Origin of the sequence: Natronorubrum marinum (assembly GCF_052040125.1) — an archaeon.
Lineage (GTDB): Archaea > Halobacteriota > Halobacteria > Halobacteriales > Natrialbaceae > Natronorubrum.
The window spans coordinates 281,693-306,940 of sequence record NZ_JBPPFV010000003.1 but is presented as its reverse complement, the minus strand read 5'-3'; the positions used below and the strand labels follow the sequence as shown (position 1 = coordinate 306,940).

The following is a 25,248-nucleotide window of genomic DNA, read 5'->3' as shown; positions in this document are numbered from 1 at the left end:
AGTTCGAAAAATCGCGGTTCGGTCTCGTCGCCGGATCGCGTTAGGGGACGGAGACTCGGTCGCCGTGATACGCCTCGGCGTACGCGACGAAGTTCTCGAGGAGCTGGAGGCCGATCGGGCCGCTCTTTTCGGGGTGGAACTGCGTTCCCATCACGTTGCCCGCCTCGTTCGTCGCGATAGCGGCGAAGTCGAATCCGTAGTCACAGGACGCGACGGTGTGACTATCGACGACCGACGCGTAGGAGTGGACGAAGTACACGTACGCGCCGTCGTCGACCGATCTATCTGCTCGGCGCGTCTCCGACGCAGCGCCGTCGATGCCCGCGACGATCGGATGCTCCCGCTCGATCGTGAGCTGATTCCAGCCCATGTGCGGCACTTTGACCGCGGTGGTCGGGAGGCGTTCGACCCGCCCCGGAATGAGATCGAGTCCGTCGATCGTTTCGCCGTCCGGGACGCCTTCGGTGCTCTCGGTGAACATGAGTTGAAGCCCCACGCAGATGCCGAGAATCGGCGTGTCCTCGGCCGCCTCGACGAGAACGTCGTGGAACGGTCTGGAGTTGCGAACGCACTCCCCGAACGCGCCCACGCCGGGGAGGACGAGCGCCTCAGCGTCGGCGATCTGCGCCGGGTCGTCCGAGATCTCCACCGTGGCGTCCGCCCGTTCGAGTCCGCGTCGGAGACTCCGGAGGTTTCCGACCCCGTAGTCGATGATCGTTACCTTCACAACCTGAGTTCGAAGCGGACTCACAAATGAGTACGCTTCCGTGCTGATTTCGCAACCGACTCGAGCGATGCAGTCCGCTACGTGTACAGAAATCGTTCGTACAACGGCACCAGCGCCGTCCAGAACACGACGAACGCGGCCCCGATTCCGACGAGGACGAGCCACGGGTCGCCCCGGCCGGTCGGCGGCCCGCTCGAGAGCAGCGCGAGCGTCCCGACGAACAGCAGGAGACAGACGACGACGCTGCCGAGTTCGAGGACCGTGGCGACCGGGTGAGCCCGGAACTGGGCGGCGAGACCGGCGAGCATACCCGAGGCTCACGCGCGAGCGAGAAAAGTGTCACGGCGTATCGTCGGTCGACCTCGAAACCTCGGGCTACGGGGTCGAGAGTACTCAGGCTCGAGATTCGATATCGGCCGCGATGTCGTCAAGTTCGTCGTCTCCGAGCTCCGGCCGGTCGCCGGCGATGGCGTGGATCGGGCCGCCGCCGTCGCCCTCGAAGCGAGGGACGATGTGGCAGTGGACGTGAGGGACCTCCTGGCCGGCCTCTTCGCCGTTGTTGAACGCGACGGTGGTCGCGTCGGCGTCGACGCTCTCCTCGACGGCGGGAATCAGCCGGTGGATCGTCGCGTAGAGATCCGTTGCAACGTCGTCGGGGATATCGTTCAGCCGTTCGTACTCGTCTTTCGGGATGACCAGCGTGTGGCCCGGGGCGAGCGGGTTGGCGTCCAGGAAGGCCATCGTCGTCTCGTCTTCGTACACGACTCGTGCCGGGATCTCTCCCTCCACGATCTGGCTGAAGATCGTACTCATACGCGAGTGTGTGTCGGCCCACTGTAAGAAGCTTACCCGCTCGAGCGGAACGGGACGGCGAAGGTACGGAATATCAGAACAGTATCGAATTGGCGATCGTCACGCGTGAGACACAGATTAAACTGGGATAAAGTCAGGATAAGTGGGGGAGACGGTCACGACCCTTCAATAGCGACGCCGGCCTCGAGTCGACTGCCCACCTGGGCGCGGTGTCGTATCGCACCTGTATCGGAACCACAACGTCACGTATCCTGACCAACCACCATTTCCACCACCGTCGATTTTCTGTCGGTGGTGGGTTTCAACCGACGAGTAGCGTCGAGCATCGGCACGCTCACTCGAGTCACGTCGCGACCAGGCGACCGGCGCGGAGCCGAGACGGTTAACACGGGTCACTGAGTAGCCCCATTGAAGCGATGAGTGATTCAGGACCCGACGGCGGACTCGTCCGCGCACTGTTGCGCGCCGAGGGGCGACTCCACGAGACGGCGCCGATCAAGGAGAGCCACAGCAAACTCCTTGTGAGATCGGTCTTCTGGTTTCTGGTCTTTTCAGCGGTTTATACCATCGTTTCGTCGGTTCTGTAGGTCGCTCGAGGCCGAAATCGTCGACGCGACCGGACAGCCAGGAGACGACACTCAGCGACGGACGGCTACGCACCGGCGCCGATGTACCGGCAGCGACGAACGGTTACGCACCGGCAGTCTAACAGCAGTCGTCGAGCGTCTCGCGAATCGCCTCGAGGTACTCCGCCGGTTCGTAGCCCAGCCGACCGATCCAGACGTCCTGATACGACGGGTGGAGGATCGGGACGAGCCGCGTCTCGAGGCGGTCACACCGAACGGGCGTCAAGACGGTATCGATGAACCCGTCGATCTCGCGGTCCTCCGCCGCGAGCACCGACTTCGTCGCGTGTTTCCCGGTCGCGAGAACGACGTTGGGATCGACCGTCTCGACCTCGGTGACGAGGTGGCCGCGACAGTTCGCACGCTCGTCGGACGTCGGCTCGCGGTTGCTCGTCGGGTTCTGCGGATCGCTGCTCGCGGTTTCACCGTCATCTCGCGGCTTCGCCGCTCGACTGTCCGCGGAACTTCGTTCCGCGCTACTCGCTTACGAGGAGCGTGGCTCCTCGCTCGCCGGAAAGCATTTGACGGCATTTGTGTAGTACGTTTCGTCGCCGTAGCCAATTTCCGCGAGCATCCGACGGATCCGTCGTCCCGAGTGTCGCGAGGTGTAGGCCATCCCGGTCCAGTTGCCGCCCTGCCAGCGGTCGGCGTCGGGGTTCCCGTAACCGGGGGCTTCGCCGACGACGACGATCGAGGCGTCCAGTGGGCCAGTGCCCCACGAGATGCACTCGCAGTGCTCGACGAGGGCCGGACAGCGCTCGCAATCGGGTTCGACGACGTTTCGCGTGGACGGGGAGGCCGGGTCTCGAGGCGGCGTCGAGTCGGTACCGGTGTCGGAATCCGAATCGACTACGGCGTCGGAACTGTCGCCGGTCGCCGGACTCGAACCGGAATCGGAGGGGGACGGAGACACGGCCGTACGTCGGTCTCGAAGGAGTTAGATCGCTCGGACACGAGCCGATGGGAGGGATAGGTTTACGTTCGTCGAGTGGTTTTCCACTGCTAATGGGATCGGCAACCCCGGAACTCCTCGCAGAACTGCTCCCGCTGGTCGCCTACACCGTCCTCGCCGGCGTGTTGACCGCAGGCGGTCTCGCCGTCGAATACGCGAGCATCCAACACCTCGGCTCGGGCGAGATGATGGTCGCAGCGTGGCTGGCCGCGATCGGCTGCGTCATGCTCTATGCAGGCGTCTACGGCATCGCATACAAGAAACTGCTCGCGCGACTGCTCGTCGCCAGTCAGTAACACGTCTCGCAGTCGTCCTCCGGCCCACCGCACGCCGACGCTCGCGTCCGCAATACCGATTCCCCTTTACTCTCGGAGTGAGATTGGACCCACATGAGCAGGTTCGGCGAGGTCGACGACCAGTACGATCCCCACGCCCTCGAGCAACGGGTGTTCGACTACTGGGACGACGTCGACGCCTACCAGCAGACGGTCGAGCACCGCAAGGACGGCGAATCGTTCTTCTTCGTCGACGGCCCGCCGTACACGTCGGGGTCGGCGCACATGGGAACCACCTGGAACAAGTCCCTAAAGGACGTCTACATCCGGTTCATGCGAATGCAGGGGTACGACGTGACCGACCGCCCGGGCTACGACATGCACGGGCTCCCCATCGAGACGAAAGTCGAGGAGAAACTCGGCTTCGAGAACAAGAAGGACATCGAGGAGTTCGGCGAGGAGAACTTCATTCAGGAGTGTAAGGACTACGCCGACGAGCAACTCGAGGGGCTCCAGAATGACTTCAAATCCTTCGGGGTCTGGATGGACTGGGACAACCCCTATCGAACTGTGAGTCCCGAGTATATGGAGGCCGCCTGGTGGGGCTTTTCGAAGGCCGCCGAACGCGGACTCGTCGAGAAAGGGCACCGATCCATCTCGCAGTGTCCGCGCTGTGAGACCGCCATCGCGAACAACGAGGTCGAGTACGAGGACGTCGAGGACCCCTCGGTCTACGTCAAATTCGACCTTACCGACCGCGAGGGCTCGATCGTCGTCTGGACGACCACGCCGTGGACGATCCCCGCGAACACGTTCACCGCCGTCGACGAGGAAGGCGACTATGTCGGCGTGCGCGCGACGAAAGACGGCGAGGAAGAGTTGCTGTACCTCGCCGACGCGAAACACGAAGAAGTCCTCAAAGAGGGGCGCTACGAGGACTACGAGGTCGTCGAGGAACTGACCGGCGAGGAGCTGATCGGCTGGTCGTACGACCACCCGCTCGCCGACGAGGTCCCGAACCACGTCGACGCCGACGGCGCGTTCGAGGTCTACGCCGCGGACTACGTCGACACCCACGGCGACGGCACCGGTCTCGTCCACTCCGCGCCCGGCCACGGTGAGGTCGACTTCGAGCGCGGCCGCGAACTCGGCTTCCCCATCTTCTGTCCCGTCGGCGGCGACGGCGTCTACACCGCCGAGGCCGGAAAATACGAAGGCCAGTTCGTCAAGGAGGCCGACCCGGAGATCACGGCTGATCTCGAGGACAACGGCGCACTCCTCGCGTCGGGCACCGTCCACCACAGCTACGGCCACTGTTGGCGCTGTGACACCGGCATCCTCCAGATCGTGACCGACCAGTGGTTCATTACGATCACGGACGTCAAAGACGAGTTGCTCGACAACATCGAGGACAGCGAGTGGTACCCCGGCTGGGCTCGCGACAACCGCTTCCGCGACTTCGTCGAGGAGGCCCCGGACTGGAACGTCTCCCGACAGCGCTACTGGGGGATCCCGCTTCCCGTCTGGACCCCCGAGGATCGCGACGACGACGAGGATCGGATCGTCATCAGCGACCGCGAGGAACTCGCCGAGCGCGTCGATCAGAACGTCGACCCCGAAGACGTCGACCTCCACAAGGACACCGTCGACGACCTCACCATCACCGAGGACGGGACGACGTACACGCGCGTGCCCGACGTCTTCGACGTCTGGCTCGACTCCTCCGTCGCCTCGTGGGGGACCCTCGACTTCCCCTCGGACGACAGCCGGTTCGACGAACTCTGGCCCGCGGACTTCATCCTCGAGGCCCACGACCAGACCCGAGGCTGGTTCTGGTCCCAACTGGGGATGGGGACCGCCGCGATGGGCGAGGTGCCCTACGACACGGTGCTGATGCACGGCCACGCGCTGGACGAGGACGGCCGCAAGATGTCCAAATCGGTCGGCAACGTCGTCGAACCCGACGAGGCCATCGAGCGCCACGGCTCCGACGCGATGCGGATGTTCCTGCTCTCGGCGAATCCGCAGGGCGACGACATGCGCTTCTCGTGGGACGAGATGGGAACGATGGAAAACCACCTCCGGACGCTGTGGAACGTCTTCCGGTTCCCGCTGCCGTACATGCGACTGGACGACTTCGAGCCGGGCGTTGCGACGGAGTCGCAACGAGACGGAGGCGGTGAAACCGCCGGAGTGACCCTGGACGATGTCGATTCGGACCTCGAGCTGATCGACGAGTGGATCCTCGCCCGCCTGCAGTCCACGAAAGCCGAGATGACCGAACATCTCGAGGCGTTCCGCCAGGACCGCGCGCTCGAGGCGCTCATCGAGTTCGTCGTCGAGGACGTCTCGCGGTTCTACATTCAGGCCGTCCGCGAGCGGATGTGGGACGAGACGGACAGCGGGTCCAAGGACGCAGCGTACGCGACGATCTACCGCATCCTCCGCGAGAGCGTCGCGCTGCTCGCCCCCTACGCGCCGTTCGTCAGCGAGGAGATCTACGGCACGCTCACCGGCGACGCCGGCCACGACACCGTCCACATGGAAGACTGGCCCGCCGTCGAGGAGTACTGGGCCGACGAACAGCTCGAGGACGACGTCGCCATCCTGCGCGCGATCGAGGAAGCCGGCGCGAACGCGCGCCAGCAGGCCGGTCGCAAGCTCCGCTGGCCCGTCCCGCGGGTCGTCGTCGCGGCCGACGACGGACGCGTCGTCGAGGCCGTCGAGCGCCACACCGAACTGCTCGAGGATCGACTCAACGCCCGCGATATCGAACTCGTCTCGCCCGACGACCGCTGGGGCGAACTGAACTACAGCGCCGAGGCGGACATGAGCGAGCTCGGGCCGGCCTTCGGCGATCGCGCCGGCCGGGTCATGAACGCGCTCAACGAAGCCCGGATCGAGGAACCGGGACTCGAGGCGATCGAAGCAGCTGTCGCGGACGTGCTCGAGGAGGACGAGGAGATCACCGAGGAGATGGTCTCGTTCGTCACCCAGACGCCCGACGGCGTCGCCGGCACCGCCTTCTCCCTCGACGGCGACGACCGCGGCGTCGCCTACGTCGACGCCTCGCTGACCGACGACATCGAGAGCGAGGGCTACGCCCGCGAGGTCATCCGCCGCGTCCAGGAGATGCGAAAGGATCTCGAACTCGACGTCGAAGAACGGATCGCACTCGAACTCGAGATCGACGACGACCGCGTCGCCTCGCTGGTCGACGAGCGCACGGACCTCATCCGCGAGGAGGTTCGCGCCGACGAGATCGGCGACCTCGAGGTCGACAACGGCAACCGAAAGGAGTGGGAGGTCGAAGGCGTGACGATGGAAATCGCGATCGAGCCGCTGGCGGCCGCTGAGGCGTCGGATTAACACCGCCGAGCGGAGCGAGGCGTTTTTGGTCCAGATTTTTCGAGGAGTGGTGAGCGATAGCGAACCCGACGAGAAAAAGGTGGGATCCGAACCGCTGGCGGCCGCTGAGGCGTCGGACTGAGTGCGACTGAGCGATTCGAGGCATTCTCCTCGAGTCCTCGTTCTGCAGTAATTCTCGATATGACGACAGTATTCGTGCCACAAAAGTCTTAGTCGCAGACTCGACAGAGAGGGCTAGTGAACTCTCGGTTCGCCGTCTGTGTCGTCGTGTTCCTCCTGCTCGGCAGCCTCCCGGCCGGCATCGCTGGCGCTGGGGGGTTTTCGTCCGCACCCGAGACGTCGGGAGCGTCCGAGCCAGCGATCGTGAACGGCCCGAACGTCGGCTCGTCGAGTTCGATAGCCGGCGAAAACGACGTGCTCCACCAGCGAACCGAGCTTCGCCACCTGTCCGATCGGCCGGGCGAGTTCGAGGTCGAGACGACCTTCGAGCCGCCGGAACCGCTGCGCGGACTCGAGATCACGCTCCACGACGACGCGGCCGTCGAAGCCCTCGAGGGCTTCGAGACGACCGGCGACGGAACGTACCGCTGGGACGAGGCGACCGCAGCGCCGTCGATCCGATACGAGATGCCGAGCGACCGAACGAGTGACGTCCGCCACGACCACGATGATCGAGACGGCTACACGTTCGTCGACACCGGCGAGTGGGGCGTCGTTCAGGTCCCTTCCGTCGGACTCTCCCTTCGAACGCCCCGATCCGTCACACTGGGTATCGAGGAGACGGTCACCGTCGACGGCGAGGGTGCGGCCGGCGACAATATCGCCTTCTTTGGCCCGGTCGAAGAGTACGAGCGAACCGTCGACGGCGAGACGATCAGGCTGGTCGTCCCCGAGGCGGCTGACCTAGCGGAGAGGCCCGACGATATCCTCGAGTCGATCGCGGCTGGCAGCGAGCGACTCGACGTCGGCTCGAGCAACGACGAGGTGTTCGTCATCGCGGTTCCGGCGGACGTCGACTGGGGATCGCGGGGTATCCAGTACGGCGACGCGGACGCGTGGGTCGCCGCCGACATCGAACTCGAGGTTGCCGGGAACATCTGGCTCCACGAGTACATCCACGTCCGACAGGGATTCGCCAACGGCGAGACGACGACCGACGCCAGATGGCTCGTCGAAGCTCAGGCGGAGTACTACGCCGCCTTGCTGGGCTACGAGGAGGGATCGATCCGCTTCGGCGAGTTCGGCGACCACCTGGAACGGGGCGAGCGCTCGCCGTACGCGGACGGTTCGCTCAACGACCCCTCGACCTGGGCGGATAGCGACACCGACTACGTGAAGGGGCCGCTCGTCTACGGCGAAATCGATCGACAGCTTCGACTGGCGACCGACGGCGACCGGACGCTCGAGGACGTCTTCCGACAGTTGAACGCCCAAGACGGTGCGGTGAGCGAGGCGGACTTCCTGACGGCGCTCGAGGACGCCGGCGGGAGCGAGCTCCGAACGGTCGCCGAGCGGTACACGCAGACCGACGAAACGCCCGAGATGTGGACCCGCTGGGAACACGAGGACGCGTTCGACCAGCCCTCGACGACCGTCGAGTACGGACTCGGCTCGGAGCCGATCGAGGTCGCGGGCCAGTCCTGGGAGCGCTGGGACTCGAGCGAACTGGACGGCGTCGAGACCGAAAGCGACGCCGTCACGGACGGCGGAGACGTGATGGCCGTCCCCGCTGGAACGACCGTCACCGTTCCGGTCACGATGGCGAACGTGGACAACCGAGCCGGCCCCGCCGACGCGACCCTCGAGGCGAACGGCGATCTCGTCGCGATCGAGCAGCGCCACCTCGGGCCCGGCGAGCGAGCGACGACGCGCCTCGCGTGGACGCCGGCGGAACCCGGCATCTACGACCTCCGCGCCGGCGACGATCGGCTGACGGTGTTCGTTCGCTCGAGTCCGAGCCTGACCGTCACCGACCTGCGGGTCGAGCCGGACAGCGTCGATCCCGGCGAGACGGTGACGGCGACCGCGACGGTCACCGCGGGTGGCACACTTCCCGCCGCGGGGACGCTGCCGTTCCAGAGCGCGAACGGAGTCGTAACTGCCGGTCCGGTCGCGCTTGCGCCCGGTGAGACGGGAACCACGACGGTCGACCTGACGTTCGACGACGACGGACGCTACGAGGTGACGGCCGGCGAGCAGTCGACGACGGTTACCGTCGGCGGCGGTCTCTCGAGGGCCGTCTCGGCCGTCGATTCGATAGCTGGCTTCGGCGGCGTCGCCGGGGTCGTCGCGCTGGCCGTCGTGCTCGCGATCGGGGTGCTCGGTCGGCGGCGGTGACGCCGTCCCCCATCGAGGCTATCGGCAGAAGAACCGTTTCACGCTTGTTCCACCAGAAACACGCACGCCTCCTCGCCGTCGTCGACACAGGTCCGTTCCGCGACGGTCGCGTCCGCGTCGAAGGTCCGCGCGATCCCCTCGAGAATCCCGTGAGCTAGTCCGCAGTAGGTCGGCTCCCGGTGGGTTCGATACGTCACGCGCACGCTGTCGTCCCCGTCGCGGGTGCCCGAGACCGACGGGAGCGCGGTGTCGTCGGTCGCCGCGTCGACGTTATCGACGATCGTCTCGAGGCGCTCGAGGAGGGCGAATAGGTCGTTCTCGCGCACGTGCGCGTTGAACGTCGACAGGAGTTCGGGCGCGAGCGTCCGGCCGAAGTCGCGTTCGATCTGGCGTCTGTTCTGGGTCGCCATCGACGCCAGCGTCGAAAGGATGGCGTCGATCTCGTGATCGTCGTAGGTCGAGACGGGGAGGTACAGCGCCGGCTCGAGGTCGGCGCGGTCGAGGATCGTCTCCCAGGTCTCCTCGTCGGTTCGGTCGACGACGTACTCCTTGAGCGTCTTGTGAACGATTCCGTGCATCTGAGGTGGGTGGTGACTCGGTGGCTCGCGGTCGAGGGCGAACCGCCCGCGACCTGTACGAATTCCGACTAGCTAAGTCACGGGATGGTATCTACTTAACAGTTATAGTACGGTCGCAGGTGGGAGACTCTGCACACCACATCGACGGCGGTTCGTCCGTCTTCGCGTCGGACTACGATTCCTCCATCTCCACGTCTTCCAGTACGGCCGTATCGTCGCTCATAATGCGGAGTTCGCCGTCCCCGCACGTACAGCCGGGCCCCTGTCCGGTTCCGATGGGGCGAATCTCCCCGTCGGGACCGAGACGGACCGCGTGGGCAGTTCCGCAGTTATCGCACACCGCCGCTGCCCGTTGGGTGTCGTCTTCCCCAGCTATCGCTACGCGAACGTGTGCGATAATGCGAGTTAACCCTTACTCAGCGATGCGAACAGGTAGCCGCCGGAGAATCGGTTTGTGACCGACGACCGAGCCGAACGCGAATCGTTACAGCTCCGCCGCGAGCGCCGGTGCGACCGAGACCGCACTCGCCCCGCGCTCGATCGTGTCGGTGCCGTAGATCGCTTCGACCCCCGCTCGAGAGAGCTTCGTCACCGCGTTGCGCGCGAGCAGCGGGTGGACGCAGGTGACGAACACGCGGCCGACGCCGCGGTTTCGGAGGACGCCGACGGCCTCGCTCATGGTCGATCCCGTCGCGATGATATCGTCGGTGACGACGACGTCGCGGCCGGCCACGTCGACGTCGCTGGGCGTGATCTCGACCTCCGTCCCGGAGTGGCGAGTCTTCTCGAAGTAGTCCGTCTCGCCGTCGCCGTAGGCGTCCCGGACCGTCTCGGCGAGGTCGATCGCGCCCGCGTCGGGGGAGAGAAAGACCGGGTCCTCGAGGTCCGCGGGGAGGGGGTCGGACAGTCGGCCGGCCGCGTCGATGGGCGTCGCCGTGGGCTCGAAGAACTCACAGACCGCTTTTTCGTGCGGGTTGACCGTGAGCACGCGATCGGCACCGGTCGAGACGGCGCGGGCGACCGCCCGAGCGGAGACGGGGTGGCCCGCCTCGAAGGCCGCGTCCTGCCGGCCGTAGCCCATGTACGGCAGGACGGTGACGACCTCCTCGACGCCAGCCTCCCGAACGGCGTCTTGCAACTGGAGGAGTTCGAGGTGGGCGTCGCTCGAGACCGTCGAGGCGACGACGATAGCGCGGTCGTCGTCGAAGTCGGGGACGCCAGCGAGCAGTTCGCCGTCCGGAAAGCGGTCGTACTCGACGGGAGCGAGCGGTTCCTCGAGTTCGCGTGCGAGGGCAGCGGCCAGCGTCTGCGACGCGGATCCGCTGACGATCGTGGTCATACTCGAGTGGACAGGACGGGGGCTAAACCCGTTTTCGTTCTCCCGCGGCACGAGCGTTCGAACTCGGCGGCGTTCCCACCGCGACTGAAAACGGAAGACGGCTCGGCGGAACCGATGCGGCCGATCACGCGGTCGAGCGAGGTTCGAAGCGGTGCTACGTATCGCCGTCGTCGCCGTCGTCCTCGCGATCCGCGGCTCCGCCGCAGTTGCCGTCGGTGGCGTTGCTCGAGTACGTCATGTTGTCGTCGCCCGTGATCCGGACGAAGATGCTGAGGCAGTCGGCGGCGTTCCAGTTCGACGGCGTGATGTCGACCGGTTCGCCCTCGTTGAGCCGGGCCGTGACGCGGAACTGGCCGGCGTCGGCCGCCCAGTCGCGCTCGATCGAGGCGGTCCGGCCGGCCTCGATCGTCTCCGTCTCCCAGACGGCGATTCCGTCGTCGAGCTGGACCAGCAGGTCGATCTGCTGGTCGGTAGCGGATAGGTTATCGACGATGATCGCCCCGGAGACCGATCCCGAAGAGCCGGTCGAGCTGTCGGTCTCTTCCTCCTCGGGCGTCTCCTCGTCTTCAGTACTGTCGTCGTCCCCGTTCTCGTCGTCGGCGCTGCCTGAGCAGCCCGCGATGGCGCCGGCGAGACCAACCCCGGTCGCGCCCAGTAATCGGCGGCGTGATATCCCACTCATATTGGAAGAGGAAAGTATCGAAGATAGTTAAATCTCCGTCAGACGATCCGTTCGTCGAGAACGAGGGTTGGGAACGAGACCATCCCGAAGCCGGCGGCGGGTCGTTACTCGTCTCGGGGAACGGCGAGTCCCGTCACGTCCCCGACACCGATCGTCTGTGATCGCCACGGGCCGCTACTATCGTCGGGCGTCGCCGAGAGAAATGATCCACGCTCCGTAACGGCGTAGACCGTCTCCCCGTAGCCAATCCCGGCAATCGACTCCGTCGAGCGGTCGTACTCCCGCCACGTCTCCGCGTCGGCGCTGTAAGCGTAGATGGCTTCTCCCGAGACGGCGTGAGCGCGCTCGAGACGACCCGGATCGGTTTGTGGGTCCGCCGCGACGATCTCAAACGATCCCTCGAGGGCCTCCATCCAGCCGTTGCCGAGCTTGTAGAGCCCGTCGGCGGTCGCAGCGAGCGGAACGCCGGCCGCGGAGACGTCTCGAACGTCCGAGAGGCCGGCGTGATCGAGTTCACCGTCGTGGACGCGGTAGACGCCGCTGTCGGTGCCGACGAGACCGCCGGCGATCGCACGAACCGTCGCGACGCCGTTGTGCTCGAGAAACTCCCACTCGCGGGGTTCCGAATCGGTATCCGCTTCGGCCGGTAGTCGAGCGACATCGCCATCGGGACTGGCGGCGATCAGATCCGAGCCGTGGGTGCCGACGGCGACAGCGGGACCGAAGCCGGTGTCGACGAACGTTTCGTCGGACTCATTCGAATCGACTTCCGCCGCGCGGGCCTCCCGATCCCCGCGCTCGAGCCCGAGCACCTGTACGTCCTCGTCGGTCGCGATAGCAACGGTCTCGCCGGTCGCGGCGATGTCGCGAGCGGGAGTGCGGTCACAGAGCCCGAACTCGCCGACGGTGTCGCCGGCGACGCGGACGCGCACGACGCCGATCGAACTCGCGACGTAGACCTCGAGGGCCCCCTCGCGGCCGCCGTAGACGCGCTTCTCCTCGATAGCATCCATACGTGGACAGTCGTGGTCGCGCGCCGAAAGCGTTCTGTCTGCTTCGGAATCCCTTTGGGGAGTCCGCCCCGACTAGGACCCATGCAAGTATTCGGATCGAGCGGGACACGCGGCGTCGCCAACGAGGAGCTGACGCCCGCGTTCGTTCTCCGCGTCGCGAAAGCGGCGGGGACGGCCTGGGGAGCCGAGCGGGTTGCTATCGCGCGGGACACGCGCTACACCGGGCGGATGCTGGCCGACGCGGCCGCGAGCGGACTCGCCAGCACGGGAACGGACGTCGATCGACTCGGGGTGCTGCCGACGCCGGGCGCACAGTTTTACGCCGAGCGGGAGGGGGTCCCCGTCATCGTGATCACGGCCTCGCACAACCCGCCGCAGTACAACGGTGTCAAACTCGTCGGCCGCGACGGGATCGAACTCGCGGTCTCGGATCTGGAGGACATCGAACAGGTGTTACTCGCCGAGTCGGCCACCGTCGCGCCCTGGGACGAGACCGGCCGCGTTCGGGAGATCGAAGGGATCACTCGAGAGTACGTCGAGGAACTGCTCGCCGCCTCCGACCGGGAGACCATCGCCGACGCGGAGCTGACGGTCGCGCTCGATCCCGGCCACGGCTCCGGGACCCTCACGAGCCCCGAGTTCTTCCGCGAACTCGGCTGCCGCGTCGTCACCGTCAACGGCCAGCCGGACGGCCACTTTCCCGGCCGAGATCCCGAGCCAGTGCCCGACAACTTAGCGGACCTCGGCCAACTCGTCCGGGCCACCGACGCCGACATCGGCATCGCCCACGACGGCGACGCCGACCGCGCCATCTTCTTCGACGAGAACGGCGAGTACGTTTCGGGCGACGCCACGCTCGCCGCGCTCGCGGCGGCCGAACTCGAGGCCGGCGATACGACCGTCTCCGCCGTCAACGTCTCCCAGCGACTGGTCGACGTCGTCAGCGACGTCGGCGCGAACCTCGAACTGACGCCAATCGGCTCGACGAACATCATCACTCGAATCGAGGAACTCGAGGAGAAGGGGAAACGCGTCCCGATCGCGGGCGAGGGCAACGGCGGGATCTTCTTCCCCGCCTTCCGGCTCTCGCGCGACGGCGCGTTCACCGCGGCCCGGTTCCTCGAACTCGTCGCCGAGCGATCCGTCAGCGAGATCGTCGCGCCCTACGACGACTACGCGAACGTGCGCTACAACATCGAGTACGAGTCGACGGCCGAACGCGACGCGATGATCGACGCCGCGGCGAACCACGCCCAGGCCTCCGACGCCGAACTCAACACGCGCGACGGCTACCGACTGGATCACGGCGACGCGTGGGTGCTCGCACGGCCCTCGGGCACCGAACCGCTCGTCCGAATCTACGCCGAAGCCCGCGACGGCGACCGCGCGAACGAACTGGCCGAGGAGATGTACGAAACGCTCGCCGACGCGAAAGCCAACGCCTGATCGCGCTCGATTTCGACTGATCGCGACGCATGTTTTTCCCGCCGAAACTGCTGGTCGAGCCCGACCGACGAGGGCGCTCGTAGCCCGGTAGAAACAGCCCGACTCGAGTCGCTACGACCGAAACTTCCGTTCGTACCGCGCTCCCGCTCGCTCCGTCGCGAGCAGGAGTTGGTGGGCGGCGACGAGCACCACGACGGTAACGACGATCAACGTCCCCTCGAGGAGCGTCGACAGCAGCCCGAGCGAGACGATCAGCGTCGTCGCACACGCCGGTGGATGACGCGTATCGGTGAAGAGCATGCCGGCCACGGTCAGCATTGTCGCCAGCACGCTACTCGCAGCGAGTCGAAGCCCCTCGAACGTCCCGGGATCGGCCACGGTCGTCATCGACACGCTGGCCCCGAGCAGGTGGTAGGCAAAGAGACCGGCCGCGACGCCGATCGCGTGGCCGCCGATCACCCGTCGCGGGGCGGTCGCGTCGCTGTCCTGAAACAGCGCGAGCACGAACGCGGACGGGCCGAGACTCGGAAAGAGCAGCGGGAGACCGGATAGCCACGCCATCGCGGCCGTCGTCGAGATGAGGAGACCGGTGTGCAGCGTCGTTCCCAGCCGATCGTCCATAGCCGTCCCTACGTTCCTCATACGAAAAACCCCGATGATTCGACGGTTGTCAACTTCTCGAGCCGGGTTTGGATCGCATCTGGATGACCGTGCTATTCGGACCGACGGCTACGGAACGATCGTCACTGGCACCGACGACTTCCGCGTCACGGCCTCCGCGATGCTGCCGAGCAGTATTCGCGAGACGCCCGATCGACCCTGGCTGCCCATCACGATCTGATCGACGTCGTGCTCGCGGGCGTACTCGAGGATCGCGTCGGCCGACGTTCCCTCGATGACGGTCGTCTCGACCGTCCGGTCGTGTGTGGCCGCGATCGAGCGTACGTCCTCAAAAAAGTCGGGTTCGTCATCGTCCGCGCGCTTCTCGCCCCCGGTCGTCACCGGCGGCCGACCGCCTCCGTAGCCCGCCTCGAGATCGTCGACCACGTGGAGCACCCTCACCTCGTCGTCCGGAAAGAGCGAGACGGCGTGTTCGAGGGCCGCTCGAGCCGGTTCGGAGTCGTCCATCGGAACGAGCAGGTGTCTGGTCATACCGGCCGTAGGACGGCCGTCGCCTTCAGTCATCGTCCCGGCTGTTCTAACTGATGACTATCGAGTACGCCTCTCGGTCGGATCAGTCGTCGCGGGGGAGACTACCGATCGGCCCTCCGCCCGACTGTCGACTCTTTGGTTCCCGAGTCTGCTCGGGCAGCGTGAAGCGAAACGTCGACCCCACGCCCGGCTCGGACTCCACCCAGATCTCGCCGCCGACAGACTCACTTCGCTCGTCCGTCGAGCCCGGTCTCGCGCCGTTCGCCCGGACGCCGTGGCGCTCGACGATCCGCTTGCACACCGCCAGCCCGATGCCCGAGCCGCTCCGTTCGTCGATCGAGTGCAGTCGCTGAAAGATGTTGAAGATGCGGTCGCGGTCGTCGGGATCGATACCGATCCCCTCGTCACGGACGGCGATCGTCCACTCGGATTGCCCCTGCGCTGGGGCTGCACCGTCGTCTTGCGGCGGGTCGGCCGAAACGTGAATTCGCGGCGGTTCGTCGCCGCTGTAGTCGATCGCGTTCGAGAGGAGGTTCTGGAACACCTGTCGCAACTGATTCTCGTCGCCGTCGACGGTAGGTAACGGGTCGCGGGTGAGTTCGGCGTCGGTCTCCTCGATTTTGAGCTGTAAGTCGGTGCAGACGTCGTCGAGGACGGCGTCCAGATCGACGGCGTCGAACGATCCCCCCTCCGTTTCGACCCGGGAGTACTCGAGGAGTCCGTCGATCATCGCGCGCATTCGATCGGCACCGTCGACGGCGTACGCGATGAACTCCTCGGCGTCCGAATCGAGGTCGTTGCCGTACCGGCGCTCGAGGAGTTCGAGGTAGCTCGTCACCATCCGCAGCGGCTCCTGTAAGTCGTGGGAGGCGGCGTACGCGAACTCCTCTAAGCGCTCGTTCGAGGATTCCAGCTCCGAAACCGCCTCCTCGAGGCGCCGTTCCGTCCGCCGCAGCCGCTCGTTCTGTCGCTCGAGTTCGTGCTTTTGTTCCAGTTCGGCGTTTTTCCGCTCGAGCGCTCTCGCCTGCGTGAGGGTGCGTGCGTTCTGGACGCCGGCCAGCAGTCCGGTGACCGATCCGATCGACAGCAAGACCAGCTGCGTTCCGCCGGTGAGATCGACTTCGATACCGGGATGCAGACTGCGCAAGCCCACGACAACCCCCATCACGGCGATCCCGCCGCCGGTCCACGTGACGATCCGCGAGTAGAGTTCGGCGGGAATCGTCGTGGTCGGTAGCCACAGGCCGGTGTACACCATTACGGCACCCGGGAACCCGATCAGCACGGCGTCGATAACCACTTCCACCAGAACCACCTCCGGACGATCCCCGTTACCGATCAGCGTGTACAGCATCGATCCGGCCGCACTGGCAAGCAAAAGAACGCCCAGTACGGTGAGGAGGCGGTTCCAGTAACTCATCGCCACTCGATAGGATATCGACGCATATGAACAAATTGGTGTCAATTTAGTAATATCTTTCGGACAGTCAGTTATGCCGACCGATGAGGGAGAGCGACCGATTCGCGTCCTCGAGCCGGCGTCTCAGTCCTCGAGCCGGCGATCCACCGCCGGCAGCGACACGGAGAACGTCGAGCCCTCGCCGGGCGTCGAGTCGACTCGGATCTCCCCGCCGTGGCGTTCGAGGATCCGCTGACAGAGCGCGAGCCCGATTCCCGTTCCCGGGTGTTCGTCGCGGCTGTGCAGGCGCTGGAACACCTCGAAGATGCGGTGAATCTCAGCGGGATCGATGCCGATACCCTCGTCGGTGACCGAGACGGTCCACATTCCGCCGTCGCGTTCGCTCTCGATGCGGACTCGCGGCTCGTCGCCGCTGTACTCGAGTGCGTTCGAGAGGAGGTTCTGAAACACCTGCCGAAGCTGGTTGGCGTCGCCACGAACCCGCGGCAGCGACTCGACCGTGACCTCGGCCCGTTCCTCGCTAATCCGGAACTGGAGGTCCTCGAGCGCGTCCGCGACGACGGTCTCGAGGTCAGTCGGCTCGAGCGGGTCGCCCTGCGTGTCGACCCGGGAGTAGGCGAGCAGTCCGTCGATCATGTCGCGCATGCGGTCGGCGCCGTCGATCGCGAACGCGAGGAACTCCTCCGCGTCCGCGTCGAGGTCGTCCGCGTACCGACGGTCGATGAGCTGGAGATAGCTCGAGACCATCCGCAGCGGCTCCTGTAAGTCGTGGGAGGCGGCGTAGGCGAAGTGCTCGAGGCGCTCGTTCGACGTCTCGAGTTTCGAAATCGTCTCCTCGAGTTTCCGCTGGTACTCCCGACGTTCGGTGATCTCCGTCTGGGTGACGACGCCGCGACTGATCTCGCCGTTCGCGTCGCGGACCGGCATCCCGTGGATCATGACGATCCGTTCCTCGCCGTCGGCGGCGTCGATCGCGAAGATGTCCGGATCCGTGACGACCTCCCCCCCGAGGACGCGAGCCATCGTCCACTCCTCGGGTTCGACCGGTTCACCCGTGTCGGCCCAGCGTGCGGAGTACCGCTCGTAGTCGTCGACCGAGTCCGCGTCGAAGACGTCTCCGCCCCAAATATCCTCGGCGGCGTCGTTGGCCTCGACGAGTTGGCCGTCGGCGTTCGCGACCACGACGCCGACGGGCAGGAGTTCGAACAGCGTCTGGAGCTGTTTCTGACTCTTCTCGAGGGCGATTTCGGCGCGCTTTCGATCCGTGATGTCCGTGATCGCACCGGGGAACGTCTCGGGAATCCCCGTCTCGTCGGTTTCGACGTAGCCGCGAGCGACGACCCACCGCAACTCCCCGTCTGCGTTCCAGACGCGGTACTCCTCCTCGTACTCACCGCAGGACGTGACGGCGTCGGTGATCGCCGCTTCGACGCGCTCGCGATCCGCCTCGTGGACCGACGACGTGATCCGGTCGAGTGGGACCCCCTCGCGAGCGGCCTCGGGATCGATGCCGAAGGTCCGAGCGAACGACGCGCCGGTGACGAATCGGTCCGCCTGGATCTGCCACTCCCAGGTGCCGACCGCACCGGCTTCGGTCGCCGCCTCGAGCTGGGCTTTCGCGTCCTCGAGATACCGCTCGTAGCCTTTCTGCTCCGTGATATCCTGCGACATCGTCATCCCGGCGAAGACGTCGCCCCGCTCGTCCGTGATCGGGATCGCCCGCACGCGCCACTCGCGGTCCGCGTACGTCATTTCGGCCGCGGCTTCCTCGCCCTCGAGGGCGGCCCGAAAGATCGGCTCGAGCGCGTCGGCCGTGTCGTCGGGCCAGGCGTCTACGACGGTTTCTCCCTCGATATCGTCGGGTTCGACGGGGATGCGATCGAACCCCTGCCCCGCCGCCAGCGTGTACCGGCGGTCGTGGTCGAACAGGGTCACGAGACCGTTGGGGAAGGAGTCGACCAGCGTCCGGTAGCGCTGTTCGGACTCCTCGAGGATCCGCTCGCGCTCCTTGCGCTCGGTGATGTCGCGGGTGACGCCGACGCGGACGTCTTCGTCCTCGAGGACGGCGAATCGACTCTCGATCGTGAGTTCCTCGCCCGTCGCCGTTCGGATCGACTCCTCGAAGGTCGGGTTCGCGTCGGCCTCGTCGACGCTCGACCGTTCCGTTTCGATCGCGTCGAACTCGTCGCCGAAGACGGCGGACGCGTGCGCGCCGAGCAGTTCCTCTCGAGCGAAGCCGGTCATCGCGAGGAAGCCGTCGTTGACCAATGTGAACCGCCGGTCCGCGTCGAGCGCGTACACCCCGTCGTCGATCGTCTCGACGAGCGTCTCGTAGCGGTCGCGCTCTCGCTCGCGTGCCTTCTGCTCGGAGACGTCGCGAAAGTAGATCGAGAGCCCCGTTTCGGACGGGTAGACGTAGTCTTTGAACCAGGTGTCGAGCGCCGGGTAGTACCCCGTAATGGCGGTCGACTCCTGGCTCTCCATCGCCTCTCGGTAGCACGTTTCGAACGACGTCCCGGCCAGGTCGGGGAACGTCTCCCAGAGCGTCTCGCCGAGGAGGTCTTCGCGCCCGGTCTCGAGGATCTCCTCGGCTCGCTCGTTGACGTGGGTGAATACCCAGTCCTCGTCGAGCGCGATGAGACCGTCCGTGATCCGACCGTGCACTTCGCTCAACTCGGCCGAGAGCTCGTCAGTTCGGCGCTCGAGTCGCCGTTCGCGCTCTTTGAGATGGGTAACGTCCTCCGCGGAGGTAACGACGCGGTCGATCTCGCCGTCTTCGGAGCGCAACGGCGCCGTGTTCGTCGAGAGCCACCGGTCGTCGCCGTCGGACCGTTCGATTCGAAGCACGCGGTCGGAGACCGGTTCGCCCGTCGCCAGCGTGTGTGCGAACGGGTAGTCGTCGACCGAGAGTCGATTGCCGGCTTCGTCGTAGACGACGCTATCCGACGGCTCGTACGTGGCAGCCGCCTCCTTCGAAACGTCGAGAATATCTCTGAGCCGTTCGTTCATCCGGGTAACCTCGCCGTCGGTGTCGAGCACCTGAATGCCGACGGGACTGGTCTCGAGGATTCGATCCGTTAGATTGCGTTCGCGCTGGAGTTGTCGTTCGCGTTCGCGACGGTCGGTCATATCCCGCGTGACCTTCGCGTAGCCCTGGAGCGATCCGTCGTCGTCTCTGACGGTGGTGATCCGGACGTTCGCCCAGAACTCCGTCCCGTCCTTTCTGACGCGCCACCCCTCGTCCTCGACCGACTCCGATTCGGTGGCGGTCTCGAGGTTCCGCGCCGGAACTCCCGCATTCCGATCCGCGTCGGTGTAAAACCGCGAGAAGTGTTCGCCCAAAATTTCCTCGCGCTCGTAGCCCTTGATCTGTCTGGCCCCCTCGTTCCACGTGACGACGTAGCCCTCGGGATCGAGCATGAAAATCGCATACTCCTCGACGGCATTGACGAGCGAGCGGAACTGCTGGTCGCTCTCCTGGAGTTGCTGATCCCGACGTTCGGTCATGTATAGTACAGACGACAAGGAAAGAAAAAGCCTCGCTCGCCATCGCTACTGCGGTCCGGAACGTCCCAAACAGCTTCGCGATGATCGTCTCGAGTGAGTCCCTAGACGGGATCGTCGATCTCGAGCGCCGCTTCGAGTCGTTCCCGTTCGGTACGCAGCGCCTCGAGTTCGTCCGCGACTCGGCCGTCGGCCAGCCGCTCGCGTTCGGCGGGGGTGAGCTGGGCGACCGCCTGCGCCGCCGTCTGCAGTCGGTCGTAGTCGAATTCGGGGTCGGTCGCGAGTCGACGGATCGAGCGCAGAGCCGCGACGCACTCCTCGTCCGCGACGCGGGCGACGAACGGCCGCATTTCGCGCGTTCGTCGTCGGAGAGTCCCCGCCTCGTCCGGCGGCCACTCGATCGTCAACGGCTCGGCGTCGATCCCGTCGAGGAACGTCTGCTGGGTCGCGACCCGCCGCTTGAGTTCGTCCGCGCTCGCGACGTAGTGGTCGAGTTTCGAGCGCGAGTAGTTCGCGTACTCGAGCAGTTCGGGAATCGTGTACTCGCCGGCCGGATCGTCTCGGACGTAGGCCGCCAGATCGTCCGGCGGCTGCTGGTAGTCGACGAAGGGGTACCAGCGACTCCGGTCGAGCAGGGCGAACACCTCCCTAGCTGACGCCTCGAGTCGGAACTCCTGAAACGCCGCGTCGATCGCCTCGTTGTACGCCTCGATCGGCTCGCGAAGCTCCTCGACGGGGGCCTCGAGATCCGCGTTCGCGAGTTCGAGCAGTCGCTCGTGGTCCGCGATCTCGTCGTCGAGTTCCCGGTAGCGCTTGGCCGCCGCCGTCCGCGCGTCGTCGATCGCCTCGCGGGCGGTCTCGCGCTCCTCGAGCAGTTCGGCGTACTGCGCCGCCGGCTCTAAGGCCTCGTGTGCGCGCTCGAAGTCCGACTCGCTGAGTCGCCGCTTGTCGATCGCGTCGAGGGCCGCCTCGAACGCCTCGCGTCCCTTCAGATCGTCGGGGAGACTCGTCACCAGCGAATCGAACTTCCCCTCGAGTTCGATGTACGCCTGGAAGTTCTCCCGACCGGTGCCGGTCGCTCGGTCGACGTAGTCCTCGAGGAGGTCCGTCGCGTCCCGATACGCCTCGGCCGCGTCGGTGACGGCCTCGCCGCCGTGGTCTTCGATTCGCTCCTCGGCCCGAGAAAAGCGGTCGCGGGCCGCTTCGAGCGCCTCGAGCGGCGTCTGTTCGTCGAGGCTCGCATCCGTGCCGGAATGGTGGACGCGTTCGCTCATGGGCGATCAGTCGTCGTAGACGGCGTCGGGGTCAAACACTCGTTCGCCGACGTTCTCACCCTCGATCGTGCGGTAGAAACACGACCGATGGCCGGTGTGGCAGGCACCGCCCTCTTGGTCGACGAGATAGAGGAGCGTGTCGGCGTCGCAGTCGACGCGGACCGCCTCGACGGCCTGCGTGTGGCCGCTCGTCTTTCCCTTCTCCCAGAGTTCCTCCCGGCTCCGAGAGTAGTAGTGGGCCCGGCCCGTCTCGCGCGTGCGCTCGAGCGCCTCCGGGGAGACGTAGGCCAGCATCAGCACCTCGCCCGATTCGGCGTCCTGTGCGACGGCGGGAACGAGTCCGTCCTCGCCGAAGTCGACCGCAACGTCGTCGTCCATAGACGAGGGATGGTTTGGGACGCCGATAGGTCTTTTGTCACGGTATCACGTCTCGGTCGTCGCCCGCTGCTCGTCGGTACCCTCATCGAAGGCGAATGCGACGGGTTCAGGTCGCGTTCGGGTTCGAAAAAGCCGTCAGTTCGATCGCTGCGTTTCGCGCTGCTCGTCGTCCTCGGACGGCAGCGCCAGCAGGATCGCCACGAGCGCCAGCGCAACGGCCCAGAAACCGAGCGCGAGCGCCCCGGCGTCCGAGGGAACGACGACGAGACCCGACAGGACCTCGAGGCCGACCGTCAACAGGAGCAGGGCGAAGATCGAAGAGACGGCGAGGCCGAGTCCCTTGCGGAGCATCCACCGGCTTTCCGCCGCATCGGCGGTAGAACTCGGGGTCGATCGGGGTTCGGATGGGTGGGATACGAGTGACATTGGGGTCGCCTCTCCGAGAACTACGCTCCCGATGGGCATACCCTCGCATGCTGTGAATCAGACCTGTCGAAAACCCGGCGGACGATCGGAGTCTCGAGTCCGTCGTTCCCCGCCTGCTTGCAATCGTCAGCGCGGCCGGTATTGGCCTCGAAACCGGAACGGAAATGATGAGTTCCTCCATGCGGATCGATCAACCGGTCAGGTGCCGCGCCTGTGGAACGACGAACGACCACTGCTACACCTACTGCCGAAACTGTCTGCAGACGCTCCCCGCGAAGCCGTAGGCCTACTACCGATCGGCCAACCGTCGAAAGCAGTAGACGACCGTGACGCCGGCGAACAGGAGCCCCAGCGTGGTCCCGAACGGAAAGAGGAGCGACCAGACGGCCGTTACCAGCGCGAACCCGACGACATCTCCACCGTTTCGCGACCGAGCAGCGGAATCAACTCGGTCATCGACGCGGTTGATGACAGCCATCTGTAATGAGGGCTGCGGAATTCCGGTAGTCGAAGCGGAACGCCGAACGGTCTCAATCAGCTGATTCGTCACTACCGTACCGCCCTCGCCGCACTCGAGACCGACTCAGGCCTCTCCGTTCAGCGTGACGTGGTTGCTGCCGATGATCCGGTCGTCTTCCTCGAGTTCCACCTTCATTTCATCGGTGAACTGACTGTCTATGTTGTACACCGTCAGCGCCCCGCCACGATGGCCTCTGGAGCGTCGAACAGTTCGGCCGTCGATGTGACGACGTTCTCCCGGGCGGCCTCGGTCGACGTACCGAGGTGGGGCGTGACGATGATATCCTCGTGCTCGAGCAGCGGCGAGTCCGCCGAGAGCGGTTCCTCGGCGAAGACGTCCAGCGCCGCGCCGGCGAGCGTACCGTCCTCGCCGAAGTCGACTGCAATCTGACCGGTCATCTGTAACGCCAACAATTATCATGCATGGAGTGGGCAGGGAACTGTGATGGCCGACTACACGAAAACCAACTATCACGACGTCGACCACCAGAACGGGATGCACTTCCTGCGCGACGAACTGAACTGCGAGCAGATGGGCGTGACCGTCGTGGAGTGTGCGCCCGGCTGGGAAGGCAAAGAACACGACCACGAGGAGGAAGGTCACGAAGAAGTATACCTGCTGATGGAAGGCGAAGCGACGGTCACCGTCGACGACGAGTCGATCGACATGGCCGAAGGTGACGCGATCCGCATTCCGCCGGACGCGACGCACCAGATCCACAACGGCGACACCGAGAGCCGGTTCGTCCTGATGGGGGCACCGTAGGAACGCTCGCCGTCGCAGACGGACTCCTGCAGTCAGCGTCAGCGCACTCGCGACGCTTTCGTTCCCACCGAAAGCTCGGGCCAGCAGCTCGTTTCAGGGCCGGCGGAACTCGAGGCCGTCGGCCGTCGCGACCGCGAGCAGTACGCCTCGGGCCAGACGGCCACCCGTTCTGACGTGGTGTTCGGGGAGCAACGGCATCGCTACGGGACGGTACGCGTTCTCCCGCATCGCAGCGACACCGGCGTAGCGACCGACTTCCCGATCCCGATCGAACACGTGGATACGCTTGTCCGAACCCCGGCCGTACCGGTAGGGGAACACGTTCGGTTCGGGATCGGAGCAGGTCAGTTCGTCGGCCGACTCGAGGACGGCCAGGACCGAACCGTCGGCCTCGAGCAACAGCCGTGGCTCGTCGGTCCCTGCCCTATCGCGGTCGCCATCGACTGCGGACGTCGTCGACGACTGTTCTCGCCACCGTGGCTCCGCGTCGGTTCGGACGCAGGCGTACTGCCCGTCGGTCAGCGCGATCCGATCCGGAATCGAGTAGAACTGACGGCAGCCATCGACACGGCCACGGAGCAAGAACGGGTCGCCGAAGATCTCGTGTGCCGCCTCGAGTCCCCACTCGTCGACGACGAGCACCGGTGCCCGACCGGCGTGGGCGGCATCCGCGACGCTGCTGGCGACGGTCAACGGTGTGACATCTCGGAGACGCTCGACCGACAGCGGCGCGTCGGGACCGTCTGCTGGGTGGTCGCCACCAGTCGCCACGACCGGCCCATCGGTCTCGAGTGAATTTGGACAGCGGTAGCCCCGGTCACGGAGTGCCTCGACGGCGACCGCGAGCCGCGAGGGTTCGTGGGATGTCATCGATACCGCTACGACGCCGAGCGAGAAAGCGTCTCGCCACCACAGGCCACACCCGTTTGGCACCAACAGCATACCGTCTCCCCCCGTCTCCCACCCATGGATCGACAGGAACTCCGACGGGCATGGGACGCCGTCGCCGACGACTACGCCAGAACCCGCCGCGCCGACGGAGAAGATGCCGCCCTGATAAACGAGCTACTCGAGGACCTCCCTGAAGCCGCGACCGTCCTCGACGTCGGCTGTGGCGACGGGATGCGAACGCTTGCGAACCTGGCGGGCGTCGATCGGATCGGGCTCGACCTCTCGCGTCGCCAACTCGAGTTGGCTGCCGGAAACGTCTCCGAAGCCCACCTGCTCCAGGGTGAGATGACGAGGGTCCCGCTGGCTGCGAACTCCGTCGACGCGATCACGGCGTATCACGCCGTCTTCCACGTCCCCCGAAACGAGCATCCGGCCGTCTACGACGAGTTCGCCCGCGTCCTCCGACCAGGTGGGCGACTCCTCGCGACGGTCGGCTCGAGCCGCTACGAGACGGTCCGACGCGACTGGCTCGGAAGCGGCCAGTCGATGTTCTTCAGCACACCCGGCCGGCGTCGGACTCGGAGCGGGCTCGAGACGGCGGGCTTTGCGATCGTCTGGGAGCAGGTCGTCGACGATCCGCTGGGGAGTTCGGTGCCGTTCGTGCTGGCCGAGTATCAGGGATGACGGACTGGGGCTCTGTCGAATTCCTCGGAAGCAGATGAGTTTCAGGAGTCGTGCTGAATACAGGGCGCGAGTGTGAC

25 protein-coding genes and 2 pseudogenes are annotated in these 25,248 nt (G+C 65.8%); 8 read left to right on the top strand and 19 right to left on the bottom strand.

The genetic code is table 11. The features are described 5' to 3' along the window. Positions 1-40: 40 nt before the first annotated feature. From hisH to ACSFC5_RS17780, 3 genes are all read right to left on the bottom strand, one after another. Entirely contained in the window at positions 41-727 is a 687-nt protein-coding gene (gene hisH, locus ACSFC5_RS17790; RefSeq protein ID WP_440766584.1) for an imidazole glycerol phosphate synthase subunit HisH, read from the bottom strand. 77 nt (positions 728-804) lie between these two features. Beyond that, entirely contained in the window at positions 805-1,035 is a 231-nt protein-coding gene (locus ACSFC5_RS17785; RefSeq protein ID WP_440766583.1) for a hypothetical protein, read from the bottom strand. An 85-nt stretch (positions 1,036-1,120) separates the two neighbouring features. Continuing rightward, entirely contained in the window at positions 1,121-1,540 is a 420-nt protein-coding gene (locus ACSFC5_RS17780) for an HIT family protein (RefSeq protein WP_440766582.1), read from the bottom strand. Between the two features lie 416 nt (positions 1,541-1,956). Between ACSFC5_RS17780 and ACSFC5_RS17775 the strand changes: the two genes are divergently transcribed. Then, positions 1,957-2,127, top strand: coding sequence for a hypothetical protein (locus ACSFC5_RS17775; protein ID WP_440766581.1), 171 nt, complete (start codon positions 1,957-1,959; stop codon positions 2,125-2,127). Between the two features lie 118 nt (positions 2,128-2,245). Here the strand turns inward: ACSFC5_RS17775 and ACSFC5_RS17770 are convergent. Then, a pseudogene (locus ACSFC5_RS17770) lies at positions 2,246-3,079 on the bottom strand (uracil-DNA glycosylase). A gap of 92 nt (positions 3,080-3,171) precedes the next feature. Between ACSFC5_RS17770 and ACSFC5_RS17765 the strand changes: the two are divergent. The 3 genes from ACSFC5_RS17765 to ACSFC5_RS17755 all read left to right on the top strand — a co-directional run bounded on the left by ACSFC5_RS17765 (position 3,172) and on the right by ACSFC5_RS17755 (position 9,099). Further along, positions 3,172-3,414 carry a DUF8151 family protein gene (locus ACSFC5_RS17765; RefSeq protein WP_440766580.1) on the top strand — a complete coding sequence of 81 codons (243 nt, stop codon included), beginning with the start codon at positions 3,172-3,174 and terminating at the stop codon, positions 3,412-3,414. 93 nt (positions 3,415-3,507) lie between these two features. After that, positions 3,508-6,762 carry an isoleucine--tRNA ligase gene (gene ileS, locus ACSFC5_RS17760; RefSeq protein WP_440766579.1) on the top strand — a complete coding sequence of 1,085 codons (3,255 nt, stop codon included), beginning with the start codon at positions 3,508-3,510 and terminating at the stop codon, positions 6,760-6,762. A gap of 237 nt (positions 6,763-6,999) precedes the next feature. Next, positions 7,000-9,099 (top strand): M1 aminopeptidase family protein, encoded by a 2,100-nt coding sequence (locus ACSFC5_RS17755; protein ID WP_440766578.1) that lies wholly within the window; start codon positions 7,000-7,002, stop codon positions 9,097-9,099. A 38-nt stretch (positions 9,100-9,137) separates the two neighbouring features. Here the strand turns inward: ACSFC5_RS17755 and ACSFC5_RS17750 are convergent, their stop codons facing one another. The 5 genes from ACSFC5_RS17750 to ACSFC5_RS17730 all read right to left on the bottom strand — a co-directional run bounded on the left by ACSFC5_RS17750 (position 9,138) and on the right by ACSFC5_RS17730 (position 12,711). After that, the gene (locus tag ACSFC5_RS17750; RefSeq protein WP_440766577.1) at positions 9,138-9,677 is read right to left on the bottom strand and encodes a heme NO-binding domain-containing protein; all 540 of its coding nucleotides are present in this window, start codon (positions 9,675-9,677) and stop codon (positions 9,138-9,140) included. 172 nt (positions 9,678-9,849) lie between these two features. Next, positions 9,850-10,017, bottom strand: coding sequence for a hypothetical protein (locus tag ACSFC5_RS17745; protein ID WP_440766576.1), 168 nt, complete (start codon positions 10,015-10,017; stop codon positions 9,850-9,852). A 144-nt stretch (positions 10,018-10,161) separates the two neighbouring features. Then, entirely contained in the window at positions 10,162-11,016 is an 855-nt protein-coding gene (locus tag ACSFC5_RS17740; protein ID WP_440766575.1) for a ribose-phosphate diphosphokinase, read from the bottom strand. A 154-nt stretch (positions 11,017-11,170) separates the two neighbouring features. Continuing rightward, on the bottom strand, positions 11,171-11,698 hold the full coding sequence (locus ACSFC5_RS17735; RefSeq protein ID WP_440766574.1) for a hypothetical protein: 528 nt from the start codon (positions 11,696-11,698) through the stop codon (positions 11,171-11,173). A gap of 104 nt (positions 11,699-11,802) precedes the next feature. After that, positions 11,803-12,711 (bottom strand): HVO_0234 family beta-propeller protein, encoded by a 909-nt coding sequence (locus ACSFC5_RS17730; RefSeq protein WP_440766573.1) that lies wholly within the window; start codon positions 12,709-12,711, stop codon positions 11,803-11,805. An 81-nt stretch (positions 12,712-12,792) separates the two neighbouring features. On the opposite strand from ACSFC5_RS17730, the gene glmM reads away from it, so the two are divergent. After that, a complete protein-coding gene (glmM, locus tag ACSFC5_RS17725; RefSeq protein WP_440766572.1) occupies positions 12,793-14,157 on the top strand; it encodes a phosphoglucosamine mutase in 1,365 nt (454 codons plus the stop codon). Positions 14,158-14,268: 111 nt separating this feature from the next. On the opposite strand, the gene ACSFC5_RS17720 is transcribed toward glmM, so the two are convergent. From ACSFC5_RS17720 to ACSFC5_RS17690, 7 genes are all read right to left on the bottom strand, one after another. Further along, positions 14,269-14,778, bottom strand: coding sequence for an HPP family protein (locus ACSFC5_RS17720; RefSeq protein WP_440766571.1), 510 nt, complete (start codon positions 14,776-14,778; stop codon positions 14,269-14,271). A gap of 108 nt (positions 14,779-14,886) precedes the next feature. Next, on the bottom strand, positions 14,887-15,309 hold the full coding sequence (locus ACSFC5_RS17715; RefSeq protein ID WP_440766570.1) for a universal stress protein: 423 nt from the start codon (positions 15,307-15,309) through the stop codon (positions 14,887-14,889). Positions 15,310-15,391: 82 nt separating this feature from the next. Then, on the bottom strand, positions 15,392-16,729 hold the full coding sequence (locus ACSFC5_RS17710; protein WP_440766569.1) for a sensor histidine kinase: 1,338 nt from the start codon (positions 16,727-16,729) through the stop codon (positions 15,392-15,394). 123 nt (positions 16,730-16,852) lie between these two features. Next, complete coding sequence (locus tag ACSFC5_RS17705) at positions 16,853-20,236, bottom strand: PAS domain-containing sensor histidine kinase (protein ID WP_440766568.1); 3,384 nt, start codon at positions 20,234-20,236, stop codon at positions 16,853-16,855. A gap of 101 nt (positions 20,237-20,337) precedes the next feature. Beyond that, positions 20,338-21,507 carry a DUF7118 family protein gene (locus ACSFC5_RS17700; RefSeq protein WP_440766567.1) on the bottom strand — a complete coding sequence of 390 codons (1,170 nt, stop codon included), beginning with the start codon at positions 21,505-21,507 and terminating at the stop codon, positions 20,338-20,340. Between the two features lie 6 nt (positions 21,508-21,513). After that, complete coding sequence (gene hisI / locus ACSFC5_RS17695; protein WP_440766566.1) at positions 21,514-21,885, bottom strand: phosphoribosyl-AMP cyclohydrolase; 372 nt, start codon at positions 21,883-21,885, stop codon at positions 21,514-21,516. A gap of 135 nt (positions 21,886-22,020) precedes the next feature. Further along, positions 22,021-22,311: a hypothetical protein gene (locus tag ACSFC5_RS17690; RefSeq protein ID WP_440766565.1), complete on the bottom strand. Its 291-nt coding sequence runs from the start codon at positions 22,309-22,311 to the stop codon at positions 22,021-22,023. A 164-nt stretch (positions 22,312-22,475) separates the two neighbouring features. On the opposite strand from ACSFC5_RS17690, the gene ACSFC5_RS17685 reads away from it, so the two are divergent. Then, positions 22,476-22,595 carry a DUF7577 domain-containing protein gene (locus tag ACSFC5_RS17685; protein ID WP_440766564.1) on the top strand — a complete coding sequence of 40 codons (120 nt, stop codon included), beginning with the start codon at positions 22,476-22,478 and terminating at the stop codon, positions 22,593-22,595. A 5-nt stretch (positions 22,596-22,600) separates the two neighbouring features. On the opposite strand, the gene ACSFC5_RS17680 is transcribed toward ACSFC5_RS17685, so the two are convergent. Then, positions 22,601-22,789: a hypothetical protein gene (locus ACSFC5_RS17680; protein WP_440766563.1), complete on the bottom strand. Its 189-nt coding sequence runs from the start codon at positions 22,787-22,789 to the stop codon at positions 22,601-22,603. A 239-nt stretch (positions 22,790-23,028) separates the two neighbouring features. Then, positions 23,029-23,199: pseudogene (locus ACSFC5_RS17675) on the bottom strand (NAD(P)-dependent oxidoreductase); the annotation flags it as partial. A 76-nt stretch (positions 23,200-23,275) separates the two neighbouring features. Here ACSFC5_RS17675 and ACSFC5_RS17670 point away from each other — a divergent pair. Then, positions 23,276-23,596, top strand: coding sequence for a cupin domain-containing protein (locus ACSFC5_RS17670; RefSeq protein ID WP_440766562.1), 321 nt, complete (start codon positions 23,276-23,278; stop codon positions 23,594-23,596). Positions 23,597-23,689: 93 nt separating this feature from the next. On the opposite strand, the gene ACSFC5_RS17665 is transcribed toward ACSFC5_RS17670, so the two are convergent. Next, positions 23,690-24,466 carry a hypothetical protein gene (locus ACSFC5_RS17665; protein ID WP_440766561.1) on the bottom strand — a complete coding sequence of 259 codons (777 nt, stop codon included), beginning with the start codon at positions 24,464-24,466 and terminating at the stop codon, positions 23,690-23,692. A gap of 96 nt (positions 24,467-24,562) precedes the next feature. Between ACSFC5_RS17665 and ACSFC5_RS17660 the strand changes: the two genes are divergently transcribed. Continuing rightward, on the top strand, positions 24,563-25,171 hold the full coding sequence (locus ACSFC5_RS17660; RefSeq protein WP_440766560.1) for a class I SAM-dependent methyltransferase: 609 nt from the start codon (positions 24,563-24,565) through the stop codon (positions 25,169-25,171). Positions 25,172-25,248 lie beyond the last annotated feature (77 nt).